The 14,734-nt window shown below is 71.1% G+C and carries 13 protein-coding genes and 1 pseudogene; 9 read left to right on the top strand and 5 right to left on the bottom strand.

All coding sequences use genetic code 11. From position 1 onward, the window contains the following. On the bottom strand, nt 1-251 hold a 251-nt coding region (locus SSOG_RS34200; RefSeq protein ID WP_009718841.1), incomplete at its 3' end, for an SDR family NAD(P)-dependent oxidoreductase. Nucleotides 252-331: 80 nt separating this feature from the next. On the opposite strand from SSOG_RS34200, the gene SSOG_RS34195 reads away from it, so the two are divergent. From SSOG_RS34195 to SSOG_RS34165, 8 genes are all read left to right on the top strand, one after another. Continuing rightward, nucleotides 332-925, top strand: coding sequence for a TetR/AcrR family transcriptional regulator (locus tag SSOG_RS34195; RefSeq protein ID WP_009718840.1), 594 nt, complete (start codon nt 332-334; stop codon nt 923-925). 239 nt (nt 926-1,164) lie between these two features. Next, entirely contained in the window at nt 1,165-1,494 is a 330-nt protein-coding gene (locus tag SSOG_RS34190) for a PadR family transcriptional regulator (protein WP_009718839.1), read from the top strand. Between the two features lie 2 nt (nt 1,495-1,496). Then, the gene (locus SSOG_RS34185; protein ID WP_009718838.1) at nt 1,497-1,871 is read left to right on the top strand and encodes a DUF1048 domain-containing protein; all 375 of its coding nucleotides are present in this window, start codon (nt 1,497-1,499) and stop codon (nt 1,869-1,871) included. Then, a complete protein-coding gene (locus SSOG_RS34180) occupies nt 1,871-3,100 on the top strand; it encodes a serine hydrolase domain-containing protein (protein ID WP_039939326.1) in 1,230 nt (409 codons plus the stop codon). Before SSOG_RS34185 ends, SSOG_RS34180 begins: the two co-directional genes overlap by 1 nt. Nucleotides 3,101-3,371: 271 nt before the next feature. Further along, nucleotides 3,372-4,562: a TerD family protein gene (locus SSOG_RS34175; RefSeq protein WP_009718836.1), complete on the top strand. Its 1,191-nt coding sequence runs from the start codon at nt 3,372-3,374 to the stop codon at nt 4,560-4,562. Nucleotides 4,563-4,716: 154 nt separating this feature from the next. Beyond that, a complete protein-coding gene (locus SSOG_RS52690) occupies nt 4,717-4,875 on the top strand; it encodes a hypothetical protein (protein ID WP_009718835.1) in 159 nt (52 codons plus the stop codon). Beyond that, a complete protein-coding gene (locus SSOG_RS34170) occupies nt 4,857-5,270 on the top strand; it encodes a DNA-binding protein (protein ID WP_039939325.1) in 414 nt (137 codons plus the stop codon). Before SSOG_RS52690 ends, SSOG_RS34170 begins: the two co-directional genes overlap by 19 nt. Nucleotides 5,271-5,320: 50 nt before the next feature. Next, nucleotides 5,321-6,055 carry a class I SAM-dependent DNA methyltransferase gene (locus SSOG_RS34165; protein ID WP_009718833.1) on the top strand — a complete coding sequence of 245 codons (735 nt, stop codon included), beginning with the start codon at nt 5,321-5,323 and terminating at the stop codon, nt 6,053-6,055. A 13-nt stretch (nt 6,056-6,068) separates the two neighbouring features. Here SSOG_RS34165 and SSOG_RS34160 read toward each other — a convergent pair whose 3' ends face one another. From SSOG_RS34160 to SSOG_RS34145, 4 genes and pseudogenes are all read right to left on the bottom strand, one after another. Continuing rightward, nucleotides 6,069-8,240, bottom strand: a complete 2,172-nt coding sequence (locus SSOG_RS34160) for a WD40 repeat domain-containing serine/threonine protein kinase (RefSeq protein WP_039939324.1) — start codon at nt 8,238-8,240, stop codon at nt 6,069-6,071. Between the two features lie 103 nt (nt 8,241-8,343). Then, a pseudogene (locus SSOG_RS34155) lies at nt 8,344-9,371 on the bottom strand (LLM class flavin-dependent oxidoreductase). Nucleotides 9,372-9,412: 41 nt separating this feature from the next. Further along, nucleotides 9,413-10,855: an alkaline phosphatase PhoX gene (locus SSOG_RS34150; RefSeq protein ID WP_039942153.1), complete on the bottom strand. Its 1,443-nt coding sequence runs from the start codon at nt 10,853-10,855 to the stop codon at nt 9,413-9,415. A 167-nt stretch (nt 10,856-11,022) separates the two neighbouring features. Next, the gene (locus SSOG_RS34145) at nt 11,023-12,549 is read right to left on the bottom strand and encodes a hypothetical protein (RefSeq protein WP_039939323.1); all 1,527 of its coding nucleotides are present in this window, start codon (nt 12,547-12,549) and stop codon (nt 11,023-11,025) included. A gap of 233 nt (nt 12,550-12,782) precedes the next feature. Here SSOG_RS34145 and SSOG_RS34140 point away from each other — a divergent pair, with 233 nt between their 5' ends. Next, nucleotides 12,783-14,636, top strand: a complete 1,854-nt coding sequence (locus tag SSOG_RS34140; RefSeq protein WP_050800382.1) for an endonuclease/exonuclease/phosphatase family protein — start codon at nt 12,783-12,785, stop codon at nt 14,634-14,636. The last annotated feature ends 98 nt before the right edge of the window (nt 14,637-14,734 follow it).

Here is a 14,734-nt window from a genome sequence, read left to right as displayed (position 1 = left end):
AGGTCGGCCAGGTCGAGGCGGCGCACCTCGACGCTGCCACTTACGGCCCCGCTGCGGCGCACGGTAGCGGAGGCGGCCTCACCCCGCTCGGGGTCCCGTACGGCGAGGACCACGTGGGCGCCCGCACCGGCCAGCGCCTTGGCGGTGGCGAGGCCGAGCCCGCTGTTGGCACCGGTCACGACGGCGGTGCGGCCGGTCTGGTCGGGGATGTCGGTAATGTTCCAGGACGGGGTGTTCGTATTCTTTGCCATGACTCCCAATGTAGGCGGCGATAACAATGTATGCAACGCCAACAATGTGGGCGTTGCTCACACCCGGCTAGGCTGAGGACATGAAAAACCGCCCCTACCACCACGGAGACCTCCCCTCGGAACTGCTCGCGCGGGCCGAGCGAACGCTGCGCGAGAAGGGATCGGGCGCCCTGTCCCTGCGGGAACTGGCCCGGGACATCGGAGTGAGCCCCGCCGCGCCCAGCCGCCACTTCAAGAACAAGCAGGCGCTGCTGGACGCCCTGGCACTGAACGGCTTCGAGCGGTTCGACGAAGCGGTGGCGGCCTCCCAGGAGGGCGTGGGCGAGTCGTTCGGCGAACGGCTGGACGCCATGGCCCGCGCCTACGTGGACTTCGCCGTGGCCAACGCCGCGCTGCTCGACCTGATGTTCTCGGTCAAGCACAGCCTGGAGGCGTCGGAGGCCCTGGGCGCGGCGGCCCACCGGTGGTCCGAGCAGTTCCTCGGGCTGATCGCCGAGGGGCAGCGCCGGGGCGAGGTGCGGAAGGGGCCCGTGGAACGGGTCGCCCTGCCGGTCTTCGCGGCGCTGCACGGGTACGCCGACCTGACGGTGAGCGGCATGCTGCCGCCGGAGATGACCGCGTACGGATTGGACGACGTGGTGGCGTCCGTCTTGCGTCAGTGCGGGCCGGAGTAGGCGGGGCCCTCTCCCCCACTCCGCCCCTTCCCGAAACCGGGGACACCCCGGCCCCCGGATGCACCCAGGTTATGGGCAATCGTTCCGCAGGGCCGGACGGGTGGGCACAACCCGGCCACCGGCCCGCGCCGAGCAGCGAAACCTACGGGCCCACTATTCGGCCTTGCTAAGTACCGGTAGTCAGCGTTACTGTGTACCGGTACTCAACAGCGCTGACTAGCGCAGGGAGGAGGTGTTCCATGTCCAAGCTGGAGACGGAGATGCTCAAGGGCACGCTGGAGGGCATCATCCTCGCGACCCTGTCCGGACGCCCCGCCTACGGCTACGAGATCACGGCGCGGCTGCGGGAGCAGGGGTTCGCCGACATCGCCGAAGGAACCATCTACGCGCTGCTCGTCAGGATCGAGAAGCGCGGCCTCGTCGACGTGGAGAAGGTCCCCTCCGAGAAGGGACCGCCGCGCAAGGTGCACTCCCTCAACGCTCAGGGACAGGCATACCTCGAAGAGTTCTGGAGGACGTGGAGCTTCCTCACAGAACGTCTGGAACAGCTCCGCGAAGGGGGCAAGTAGCCATGTCCGATGGCGAAAAGAGCGGCTTCATCTCGAAGATGATCGGACCCAAGAAGCGCTGGCGGGCGTACAAGGCGCGGGTCAAGGAGCTTCCCGAGAACTACGGCACGGCGGCCGGAGCGATCGAGCGGTACCTGATGTACTTCGTGCCGACCGACGGCGACAGCGTTGAGTCGATGTTCGAAGACCTCGCCGACCTCTTCGAGCAGGCCGCTGCGGACGGAACGCCGATCCGCGAGATCGTCGGGGACGACCCGGTGGAGTTCGTCGAGGCGTTCGCCCAGAACTACACGGAGGGCGGCTACGTCCCCGCCCGTGCACGGAAACAGCTGACCGACGACATCGAGCGCGCCACCGGTGAACAGGGGGATTCGTGATGGGAAAAGGCTTCTCCGCAACAGGGCTGCGCCGACTGCGCGACGTACTGGCACGGCATGTCGAGAGCGGGAAGATACCCGGGCTCGTCGCCCTGGTCAGCTGCGGCGAGGAGAGACACGTCGAAGCGATCGGAACGATGCGCCATGACGGCGGCTTACCGATGCGCCGGGACACCATCTTCCGGATGGCCTCGACCACCAAGCCGGTCGCGGTGGCGGCGGCGATGGTCCTGCTGGACGAGTGCCGACTCCGGCTGGACGACCCGGTGGACCGGTGGCTGCCCGAGCTGGCCGACCGGCGGGTGCTGAAGCGGGCCGACGGCCCGCTGGACGACACCGTGCCGGCGCGGCGTCCGATCACCGTGCGGGACCTGCTGACCTCCACCTGCGGGCTCGGACTGGACATGACGGCGAAGGACGCTCCGATGATGGGCGCCTTCTTCGAGCAGGGGGTTTACGGCCAGGAGGACGGATGGCTGCTGCCGGCGCCGGAGCCGGATGAGTGGATGCGCCGCCTCGGCACGCTCCCGCTGATGTACCAGCCCGGCGAGCGGTGGCTGTACAACGTCAGCGACGACGTGCTCGGCGTGCTCGTCGCCAGGGTCACCGGCCAGTCGTTCGAGACGTTCCTGCGTGAACGCATCTTCGATCCGCTGGGCATGAAGGACACCGGTTTCCACGTGCCCGCCGACAAGATCGACCGGCTGCCGCCCCTCTACTCCCCCGATCCACGGACCGGGGAGTTCAACGTGGAGGACGAGGCCGAAGGGGGACACCACAGCAAGCCCCCGGCGTTCGAGTCCGGCGGCGGCGGACTCGACTCCACCGTCGACGACTATCACGCCTACTTCCGGATGCTGCTCAACCACGGGACGCACGGCACCCAACGGGTCCTGTCCCGGCCCGCCGTCGAGCTGATGACCACCAACCGCCTCAGGCCCGAGACGTTGGCCGCCCGGGAAGCCTGGGCCCGCGACGTCGTCCATCTGGCACACGGCACGGGGCAGCACGGTGGCTGGGGCTTCGGGATGGCGGTGCGCACCTACCGTGGTGACTACGCGCCCGTCGGCCAGTTCGGCTGGGACGGCGGAACCGGCACCTCGACGTACGCCGACCCGGACAACCAGCTCGTCGGCATCCTGCTCACCCAGACCGGGATGTCCACTCCGGATTCGGCGCGGGCCATCAACGACTTCTGGACCACCCTCTACCAGGCGATCGACGACTGACCTGCCGCCGCGGAACGCCCACGACCCAGAGGCCCGGGAATCCCCGGGCCTCTGGGGTGTGCGGGCGGCACCAGCGGCATCCCCCCGGCCGCTGACCGCCCTGGACCGTGCGGCTTGACTGTTCGGGATTGCGACATCCAATGTGCCCGAGGGCGAGGGCGCATGTCCTTGTCAATCCGCGCAGGGTTGTTGACGATTCATGCACGCTGCGGCGGCTGGGTGGCTCGGCAGGTCAAGGAACCGTAAAAGGGGGACGTTCGTTACCCCGGACATGACCGCTATGACTCCCGGCTCGAACCTCCCCCTCACCGTCGCGCGCGTGGCGGTGGACGTCACCGCGCCCGTGCGGCTCGACGTGTCGGGCCTGCTGCTCACCACCGACGGCAAGGTGCGCTCCGACGACGACTTCGTGTTCTACAACCAGCCCACCGGCCCCGGCGTGACCCACCGCTCCGGGGCCGGGGGCGGTGGTGACGCGATCACCGTCGACACCGCCGCCGTTCCCCCCGACATCGACAAGATCGTGGTGACCGCGAGCCTGGACGCCCCCGGCGCCACCTTCGCGGGCACCGAACCGACCGCCACGGTGCGCGGGGCGGATGACGGCGCCGTGATCGCCACGTTCACCCCGCCCCAGCTGGGGGCGGAGACCGCGCTCGTGGTGGTCGAGGTGTACCGGCGGGGCGGGGGCTGGAAGGTACGGGCGGTGGGGCAGGGCTATGCGAATGGCTTGGCGGGCATCGCGACGGACTTCGGCGTAACGGTGGAAGAACCCGCCGCCCCGGCCGCGCCTGCCGCTCCCCCGGTCACCCAAGCGCCCCCGCCCACCGGCCCGGCGGCCCAGGTGGCCCCGCCCCCCATGCCCACCACTCCCCCCTCTTCCGGGAAGATCAACCTGGACAAGGGCCGGGTGAGCCTCCAGAAGAACCAGACCGTTTCCCTGGTCAAGGGCGGTCAGCCGGTGCTGTCGTCGGTGAAGATGGGCCTCGGCTGGGAGCCCGCCTTCCGTGGCGCGGACATCGACCTCGATGCCTCCGTGATCGCCTTCGGCGTCGACCGCAAGAAGATCGACGCGTGCTTCTTCGGCAAGCTGGCCATCCTCAACGGCGCGATCCAGCACTCCGGTGACAACCTCACCGGTGAGGGCGGCGGCGACGACGAATCCATCACCGTCCACCTGGGCGGCCTCCCCCCGGAGGTCACGGGCCTCGTCTTCACGGTCAACTCCTTCTCCGGCCAGAAGTTCACGGACGTGGCCAAGGCATACTGCCGCCTGGTCGACGCCCAGACGAACGAGGAGCTGGTCCGCTTCGACATCACGCATGCCGAGCCGCGGACGGGCGTGATGATGGCGAAGCTGATCAAGCAGTTCTCGGGCGAGTGGGAGATGACGGCGATGGGCGAGTACGTCGACTCGCGCACGGTGCGGGGCATGGCGAAGCCCGCGGGCAAGGCCCTCTGAGGCGGGCGGGGCGGGTTCTCCCCCACCCCGCCCCTCCCCGAAACCGGGGACACCCCGGCCCCCGCCAGCCCCGCGCTGAGGCGGGCCGGGGGCGCGCCCCAGGGCGCCGGGCGCACCCGCGCACACGGGGGGGACGGACTCGGCGCTCGTCGCCGTGGCCATCGAGGAGCATCTGCGCAATCAGGCCACGCGCGCATACCTCGCCGAGTTCGAGGATGAGCACGGCCCGTTCACCGGCGCGGAGCGCGAGGCGGCCGCCGACATCTGGGCCGCGGCCGAGCGCCGGGAGTCCCGGTGGCACGAGGCCGTCTGAGCGGTGGCGGCTGCCTGATCCTGGACAGCCAGGGACTGTCGCTGTATCTGGAGCAGGACCGGGCCGTGATGAACATGGTGCGATCCGCGCTGGACCGCGGTGCCGACCGAGTGGTCAGCGGCGCCACCCTCATCGAGGCCCAGCACAACGGCATCAAACGCGCCCGCTGGAACTACGTGCTCTCCCAATTGCGCGTGGAGCCCCTCAGCGTGGACTGGTCCAAAGAAGCCGCGCTCCTGCTCCAGGAGACCGGGTTGCACGGCCACACATACGCCATGGACGCGATGGTGGCAGTCACCGCGCTGCACCAGCCCGGCCCTGTGGTCATGCTGACCTCGGACACGGACGACATGGAAAAGCTGTGCGGAGGCCGGGTCACCCTCGTCGCCGTCTGACCCCGAAAATGAGGCGCGCCGGGCAATATCTCCGGAGTACGGTCCCGGGCATGAGCGATGACGGGCACTTCGGAGGGCGCGTCGCGGCGACGTACGACGAGTCGGCGGCGGAGATGTTCGAGCCGGGCGTCGTGGACCCGGTGGTGGACGTGCTGGCGGGGCTCGCCGGGGGCGGGCGGGCGTTGGAGCTGGGGGTCGGGACGGGGCGTATCGCGCTGCCGCTGGCGGCCCGCGGCGTACCGGTCCATGGAATCGAGCTGTCCCGGGCGATGGTGGCCCGGCTGCGCGACAAGCCGGGCGGGGACGCGATCGGGGTGACGATCGGCGACTTCGCCACCGCGCAGGCCGACGGCACGTTCTCCGTCGCGTACCTCGTCTTCAACACGATCATGAATCTGACGACGCAGGACGCCCAGGTGGCGTGCTTCCGCAATGTCGCGCGACACCTCGCCCCCGGCGGCTGCTTCGTCATCGAGGTGATGATTCCCGAGCTGCGGAAGCTGCCCCCGGGGCAGCACATCGTGCCGTTCCACGTCGACGCCACGCGCTGGGGGTTCGACACGTACGACGTCGCGACCCAGGAGATGAGTTCGCACCACCTGGTGCTCGAGGAGGACGGCCGGGCCACGTACACGCCGTTCCCCTTCCGGTACGTATGGCCCGCGGAGCTGGACCTGATGGCCCGGCTCGCCGGGATGCGGCTGCGCGACCGGTGGGAGGGCTGGGCGCGGGAGCCGTTCACGAACGACAGCCCCCGGCATGTGTCGGTGTGGGAGAAGGTGTAAGCCTACTGAGCCCTCACTTGGGGGTCTTCCACAGGCGTACCGTGCGGGCCGTGCCTTCGTGGCCCGCGACGAACCGTCCGTCCGGGCTGAAGGCCACGTCATGGATCGTGTTGTCCGCCTCCTGGGAGCCGGTCGTCAGGATGGCGCGTGGCTTGCGACTGGCCACGTTCCACAGCAGGAGTCCGTTTCCGCCGGGGACGGCGAGCGTCTTGCCGTCCGGACTGAACGCCAGGTCCTCGACCTCCGCCTGGTAGTAGTCGCTGAGGATGGCTGTGCGGCGGCGGGTGGCCACGTCCCACAGCCGCACGTCGTAGTCGGTGCCGCCGGTGGCGAGTGTCTTGCCGTCCGGACTGAACGCCACGCTCTGGACGCCTTGGGGCGTGGAAAGGGTGGCGCGTGGATCGTCTTGGCCGTACGGCTCCGGGTCACGGCCCGCCACGTCCCACAGCAGCGCCGCGTGGTTCGGGGTGAGATTGCTGCCGGAGTCGTCGCCCGCGGAGGCCAGCGTCCGGCCGTCCGGGCTGAAGGCCACATCTTTGACCGGCGCGTTGGGGCTGAAGTAGGCGAGTGCCTCGTCCCCGCGGCCGTTGATGTCCCACAGGTGCACCGACTTGCTCTCATCGCCAGTGGCGAACAGCTTGCCGTCCGGGCTGAAGGCCACGCTTTCGCCTTCGCTGTAGAGGAAGCGGATCTGCCGGTGCTCGGCCACGTCCCACAGGGTCACCCACCCGGTCATATTGGTGGCGGCGAGGAGCTTGCCGTTGGGGCTGAACGCCACGTCGCGGATCTCGAACCCGTCATTGCCGGCGCCGTCGCGCTGGGTGAAGGTGGCTTTGGGTTTGCGGCGGGCGACATCCCACAGTCGCACCTTGCCCTCGTCGCTGCCGGTGGCGAGTGTCTTGCCGTCCGGACTGAACGCCATGCCCTGGACCTCCCCGGACTTCCCGGTGGGGCCGATGGAGGCCGTGGGCTCGTACGAGCGATAGGGGTAGCTGGGACCGCGGGCGGGGGAAGAGTCGGGCAGGTAGACGGCGATCAGGATGATGGCGAGGATGAAGACCCCGACTCCGCCGAGCACGAGGGGCAACTCCGCGGCGGGCGCGGTGAAGGGGTCCGCGACCGGCGGGTTCGCCGACGTGTCCGCCCCCGGCGGAGTCGCCCCCCGTGCCGGAGCGGACGGCGGTACGGGGGCGGCGGGCCCGGAGCCGCGCGGCGACCGTGCGGTGCGTGTCTCGGCGTCGGGCGCGCCGCGGTCGCTGGGCGCGCCCGGGGCGTTCGGTGTCACGGGCCCGGCCCCCGACAGCGACACGGCGGTGCGCGTGTGGGCGTCGGCGATGCCCGTGGCGTCGGCCCGGCCGCACTGCTCGATGACCTCGGCCGGGGTCGGCCGCTGCTCCGGCTCCTTCTCCAAGCAGCGGGCGGCGATGGCCCGCACGGGCTCGGGGCAGCCGTCGAGGTCGGGGGCGTGTTCCAGGACGCGGTAGATCACGGCGTGGTCGGCGCCGCCGCCGAAGGGGAGCCGTCCGGTGGCGGCAAAGTGGGCAATGCCCCCGAGGGCGAACACATCACCGGCCTCGGTGACGTCCTGCCCCCTGATGTATTCGGGCGCCATATAGGCCGGCGTGCCCGTACGCATCCCGGTGGCGGTCACCGACGTGACGTCCGCGGCGCGGGCGATACCGAAGTCGATGACCTTCGGCCCGTCACCGGTAAGGATGATGTTGGACGGCTTCAGATCGCGGTGGATCACACCGGCCGCGTGGATGGACTGCAAGGCTTCGGCCACCCTGGCGACCAGCCCCAGCACCGCGTCGGCCGACAACGGCTCCCCGTCGGCCACCGCCTGCTGGAGCGATGGCCCGGGAATGTAGGCCGTGGCCAGCCATGGCTCATCGGCCTGGAGATCCGCGTCGACCACGGGCACCGTGTAGAGCCCCTGCACCCGCCGGGCCGCGGCCACTTCCTGCTCGAACCGCTTGCGGAACGACGCGTCGCCCGCGTACTCGCGGTGTACGACCTTGACCGCCACCGCGCTTCCGGCGGGCGTACGACCCAGGTAGACGCGGCCCATCCCGCCCGCGCCGAGAACCCCCTCCAACCGGTACGGACCGGTCCGGGCGGGATCACCATGGCCCAGTGGGCGCGGTGTTGGCGGCGCGGTCGGCCAGCCCAGTTGTCGGGACATGCCGACCTCACCCCCGTTGGACTACCGCCCATTGTTCGAGCGATCGACAGCGTAAACGAACCCGGCACCCCCGAAAAGATCTACCCCCGGTACGCCGAGGGGGCTAGACGGACACCGGGTCCCCTGCCAGGCCCGCCACCCGGGCCAGCCGCCGGTACGAGTCGAGCAGGGCGTCGCGGTCGTACGTGCTCGTCGTCACCAGCACCTCGTCCGCACCGCTGCGCCCGATCAGCTCGTCGAGCGCGGCGGCCACCTCGTCCTCCGTGCCGTAGAGCTGGCCGCTCAGCCCCTCCTCGTAGAAGCCGCGCTCCTTCTCGGTCATGTCCAGCGTGGCGATCTCCTCCGGCGGGGTGAGCGCCGGGAAGCTGCCGCGGGTGCGGGAGTGGGCCATCGCCCAGGCTTCGGGGGCGAGGAGGCGGCGCGCCTCGGCCGTCGTGTCGGCGACGGCCACGTTGCCGGATACGACGACGTACGGCGCGGACGACCACGCCGAGGGCCGGAAGCCCGCCCGGTAGCGGTCGATCGCGCGCAGCATGCGGTCCCGGCCGCGGAGATCGCCGATGACGAGTCCCAATCCGGCCTCGGCCGCCACGTCCGCGCCCGTGCCCGTCGCCAGGACGAAGGCGGGCAGGGCCAGGCCCTCCGCCGGGTGGGCGTGGACCTGGGGGTACGCGCGCTGCTCACCGGTGAACCAGCCCAGCAGCTCGGCCAGTTGCGCACCGAAGTCCTGCGCGGCGTCCTTCTCGGCGCCCAGCGCCCGGCGGATGCCGTCGGTGAAGCCGACCGAGCGGCCGAGCCCCATGTCGATGCGGCCGGGGAAGAGGGAGGCCAGCACCCCGAACTGCTCCGCAACCACCAGCGGCCGGTGGTTCGGCAAGCATCACGCCGCCCGTGCCCACCCGGGATGCGGTCCGTCGCCGACGCAACGGCGGCCGCCAGCACGGTGGGCGCCGATCCGGCGACACCGGGGACGCTGTGGTGTTCCGAGACCCAGAAGCGGTGGTAGCCCAGAGCCTCGGCCTGCTGGGCGAACCGTACGGTGTCGCGCAGCGCCTCGGACCGCTCCCGCCCCTGCCGGGTGCGGGAGCGGTCCAGGATGGAGAAGGGGACGTTACGAAGGCGCGAGGTCACCTACGCGTCAACGCACACGCCCGCCCGCCGGATTCCCCGGCTCAGCTCTGGCGGCGCCAGGGACCGGTGATCGCCAGCATGATGCCCGGGACCTGGATGTTCGCGTACAGGGTCCCCCCGTCGGGCGAGAAGACCACGCCGGTGAATTCGCTGAACTCCGGCTCCTCCGCCGAGCCGATGTTGAGGTCGTTGCGCGCGATCGGGTACGTACGGCCGTCGTCCGTCGCCCCGAACAGGTGCTGGATGCCCTCGCCGTCCTCGGCGATCACCAGACCGCCGTACGGCGAGACGGTGATGTTGTCCGGGCCGTCGAACGCGCCGTCCTTCGACGGGTCCGGGTTGACGCCCAGCAGCACCTTCAGGGTGAGGGTGCGGCGCTTGGGGTCGTAGAACCAGACCTGGCCGTCGTGCTGGACCGGGCTCTCCTCACGGGCGTACGAGGAGACGATGTACGCGCCCCCGTCGGCCCACCACATGCCCTCCAGCTTGCGCGCCCGGGTGATCTCACCGTCCTTGAACTGCTTCCGGACGGAGACCGACTTCGCGTCGCGGTCGAGCACCGGCTCCCAGTCCACGCCGTAGACCGTGCCGGTCTTGGTGGCGCGGGACAGATCGTCCACGAACTTGCCGCCCGCGTCGTAGCACTTGGGCGCCTGGAGCACGCCCGCGTCGTCCTTGAGGGTACGCAGCTGGCCGCGGCCGTGCTCGAAGCCGTGCGGCGGGACCCAGCGGTAGAGGAGACCGTTCGGGCCGGAGGCGTCCTCGGTGAGGTAGAGGTGGCCGCGCTTGGGGTCGACGACGACCGCCTCGTGCGCGTACCGGCCCAGGGCCTTGATCGGCTTGGGGTTGCGGTTCGCCTTGCGGTCGAGCGGATCGACCTCGAAGACGTAGCCGTGGTCCTTGGTCATCCCCTTCTGACCGGCCTTGTCCTCGGTCTCCTCGCAGGTCAGCCAGGTGCCCCACGGGGTGCGCCCGCCCGCGCAGTTGGTGGCGGTGCCCGCTATGCCCACCCACTCGGAGACGTGGTCGCCGTGCTTGGCGACCTCGACCACGGTGCAGCCGCCGGACGCCGCCGGGTCGTAGACCAGGCCGTCGATCAGGGGGACGGGGTGCGGCCAGTCCGTGCGGGGACCGGCCAGCTCGTGGTTGTTGACGAGCAGCGTCGCACCGCGCGGGCCCTCGAAGGTGGCGGTGCCGTCGTGGTTGGACGGGGTGGACTCGCCGGACTCCAGCGTCGTCTCACCGGTGCGGGTGATGATCCGGTACGTGAAGCCCTCGGGCAGGGCGAGGATGCCCTTGGGGTCGGCGACGAGCGGGCCGTAGCCGAGCCCCGCGGCGCCGCCTCCCTGCTCCGCGGCGGTACCTGCGGTCTCCGTCGCCAGGGCACCGGGCGCGGTGCCGAGCACACCGGCGGTGCCGACGAGGGCGAACCCGGCCCCGGTGTACGCGGAGCGCTTCGCGAAGTCTCTTCGAGTGACGGCCATCTTCATCTCCTGAGCGGCAAGGGCCTGGCTGCGGACGCCATGCTGCGCGCTGCTGCGCACTGCGCGCATAGATTTTCGCCCTCGACCGAACAGCAGTTGAACGCAATGAGACATCGACGGACCAAACGGGCCCGTCGATGTCGCGCTCCACCTGATCCCGATTGCCGTTACGCCCGGGAGCGGGCCTTGAAGGCGGCCTTCCGGGCCTCCTTCGCGGCCTTCTTGTCCGGGTGCAGCCGCCCCATCGCCTCCAGCACGTCGGCCGTCGCGGGGTGATCCACCCGCCAGGCCGACTCGAAGAACCCGCCGGACTGGTCGACCAGTCCGCGCACCAGATCCCGCAGCTCCTCGGAGTCGTCCTCCGTGGCGAGCTGCGCGGCCAGGGTGTCCACCGTCAGCCAGAAGACCATGGTCTCCGACGGCTCCGGGATGTCCTTGGCGCCGTGCTCGGCCAGCCACACCCGGGCCAGCCCGCCCAGGTGGCGGTCGTCCAGCACCTCCCGCAGCGCGGGTTCGGCCGCGCCGCCGACCAGCGACAGCGTCTGCTGGCAGGTGAGACGGCGCAGCGGGGCGCCCTCGTCGTCGCCGCGGGCGGCGGCCAGCAGCTCCCGGGCGGCCCCCTCCGGCGTACGGCGGCCCAGCCACAGCTCGGCCTCGGCGTGGGCGGCGGACTCGGGGTGGCCGGGGAGGGTGTCCAGCAGGACGTCCGCGCCCTTGTCGGCCAGGTCGCCGACGACCGGGGCGTCGACGCCCGCGTCGAGCATGCGGGAGCGGACCGCGTAGACGCCGAGGGGGGTGAGCCGGACCATGCCGTAACGGGAGACGTCCTCCTCCTCGTCCTGCACCGCCTGCTCCCGCGCGGCCTCGGACTCATGGAGCCGGACCTCGCCGTCGACCTCCTCGATCAGCGCCTCGTCCACCGGCTGGTAGTCGATCAGGCCGGTCGGGGCGAGCAGCCGGAACTGGTCGTCCAGCCGCACCATCGCCTCCGACACCTCTTCGAGGATGTCGTCGGTGGGCTCGTCCATGTCGTCGGGGACGACCATGGAGGCGACGAGCGCGGGCAGCGGCACCGAGCCGACGGCCGCCTCCTCGTCCATGGCGGTGAGCAGGTAGAGGTTGCCGAGGATCCCGTCCAGGAACTCGGCCTCCTCCTCCGGGTTCCAGTCGATCGAGTCGAGGTCGATCTCGCCGCCCTCGCTGATCTGGTCCACGAGGTCACCGAGGTCGGGCGCGGCGGCGTCGGCGAGGACGGTCTCGAAGCCGTCGAGCCAGATGTCGAGGACGTCCTGCGGGCTGCCGCCCGTGATCAGCTGGAGCTCCTCGCCGCTGATCGCGGTGGCGGCGGGCTCGCGCTCGCCGTCGGCCGCGGTGTCGTCGTCCGCCGCCGAGTCCGCTTCGGAGTCGTCCGCCGCGGACTCCTGGATCGCGACCAGCCCGGTGTCGACGGCCAGCTGCCACGCCTGGGCGGCGTGCTCGGGCCCGTCCTCGTCCGCCGCGAGGTCCAGCAGCTCCACCGCCTCCCGCAGATCATCCGCCGACAGCACGCCCCCCGACGCCACCGGCTTTCCGGGCTCGGCCCAGCGGGCGAGCCGTACCGCGCGGGCGAGAAGCGGCGCGGCGAGCGCGTCCCGGGCCAGCTCCGCTTCGCTGCGGAGCCGCACGGGCGGCATGGTGGGGCGGTCTTCTGGCATATGCGGAAGTCTCCTCGGCGGATGGCGGTACGGAGGGAACGGGGCGCGCGGCCCGACCCCCCAGCGTAGACGGAACGCGGGGACAGTTTCGTCCCGATGTGGCCGCCCCTCTGCTTTCCCCCAGCCGTTCGTGTGTCTGTTCATCCGCCGGTCCGGGCCCGTACATCTGACCACTCTTGACAACTGTCGTACGAAGACAAGAGATTGACGCGCGTAGAGGCCACCCTGTCCCTCTGTTCACTCCGCACCGGAGGCCACCACCATGTCCCCACGGCGCTCGGCGTACGTCCGTCGCCGTCACCGTCACCGCCGTAGCGGCGGGCCTGCTCGTCGGCCCGGCCTCGGCGTCCGCGTCCGCGTCCGCCGACTCTGCCGCCCGCATCCACGACATCCAGGGCAGCACCCGGATATCCCCGCTGGCCGGGAAGCAGGTGACCGACGTCCCCGGCACGGTCACGGCGGTGCGCTCCTTCGGCTCGTCGCGCGGCTTCTGGATCCAGGACCCCCGGCCGGACGACGACCGGGCGACCAGCGAGGCGATCTTCGTCTTCACCGGCTCCACCACGCCGTCCGTCGCCGTCGGGGACGCGGTCCTGGTCAGCGGCACGGTGAGCGAGTACTACCCAGGCGGCGCTTCGGCCGGTCTCCAGTCGCTGACCGAGATCACCAAGGCGAGCTGGACGGTCCGGTCGCAGTCGGGTGAGCTGCCCGCCGCGTTCCGCCTCAACCCGTCCACCGTGCCCGACCGGTACGCCCCGGACGGCTCCCTGGAGGGCCGGACGCTGCGGCCGCGTTCGTACGCCCTGGACCGGTACGAGTCGCTGGAGGGCATGCGGGTCTCGGTCGCCGACGCGCCCGTGGTCGGCGCGACGAATACGTACAAGGAGCTGTGGGTCACCGCCGAGCCGCGCCACAAGCGCACCGCGCGCGGCGGCGCCCTCTACGACACGTACCGCGACCCGAACGCGGGCCGCCTCAAGGTCGCCTCCCTCCTGCCCTACGCCGAACGCCCCTTCCCTGTCGCCGACGTCGGCGACAGGCTCGCCGGGACGACGGCGGGGCCGCTGGACTACGACAACTTCGGCGGCTACACGATCGCCGCCAACGCACTGGGCACGCTGGACGACCGCGGGCTGGAGCGGGAGCGCACCCGCAAGCAGAAGTCCGGCGAACTGTCGGTCGCCACCTACAACGTCGAGAACCTGTCGCCGAAGACCGCGCAGTCGAAGTTCGACCGCCTCGCGTCCGGCCTGGTCGACAACCTCGCCTCGCCCGACATCGTCGCCCTGGAGGAGGTCCAGGACGACAACGGCGCCACGAACGACGGGGTCGTGAGCGCCGACGCCACCCTCAAGAAGCTGACCGACGCCATAGCGGCCGCCGGAGGCCCCTCTTACTCATGGCGGCAGATCAACCCGGCCGACGACCAGGACGGCGGCCAGCCGGGCGGCAACATCCGGGTCGCCTTCCTGTACAACCCGAAGCGGGTCTCCTTCACCGACATCCCGGGCGGCGACGCGACGACGCCGGTGAAGGTCGTTCAGGACGGCGGCAAGGCCGCCCTCTCCGCCTCCCCCGGCCGCATCGAACCGGGCAGCGACGTGTGGAAGGACAGCCGCAAGCCGCTGGTCGGGCAGTTCGCCTTCCGGGGGCGCCCGGTGTTCGTGGTCGCGAACCACTTCAACTCCAAGGGCGGCGACCAGGGCCTCGACGCCCGCGTCCAGCCGCCCGCGCGGTCCTCGGAGACCCAGCGCACGGGTCAGGCCACGGCGGTCAACACCTTCGTGAAGTCCCTGCTGGCCGCCGACCCGAAGGCGGCGGTGGTCGTCGCGGGCGACCTCAACGACTACCAGTTCTCCCCGGCGCTGTCCGCCCTGACGAAGGGCGGCGTCCTGACCGACCTGGTGACGCGCTTCCCGCGCAACGAGCGCTACGGCTACGTCTACAACGGCAACTCCCAGGTCCTGGACCACATCCTGACCAGCCGGGCCCTGCGCGGCCCGGACTACGACATCGTCCACCTCAACGCCGAGTTCGCCGACCAGTCCAGCGACCACGACCCCCAGATAACCCGCCTCCGCCCCTGACCGCGCCCTCACCGTGGCTGCCGGGGGGCGCGGGCGCGGTCTTGTCCCCCACCCCGCCCCTTCCCGTTCCCTCGGACGCCCCCGGCCCCCCGGCCCGC

It is taken from the genome of Streptomyces himastatinicus ATCC 53653, assembly GCF_000158915.1.
Lineage (GTDB): Bacteria > Actinomycetota > Actinomycetes > Streptomycetales > Streptomycetaceae > Streptomyces > Streptomyces himastatinicus.
The sequence above is the reverse complement of the archived record's forward strand: the minus strand, read 5'-3'. Positions and strand labels throughout refer to the sequence as shown.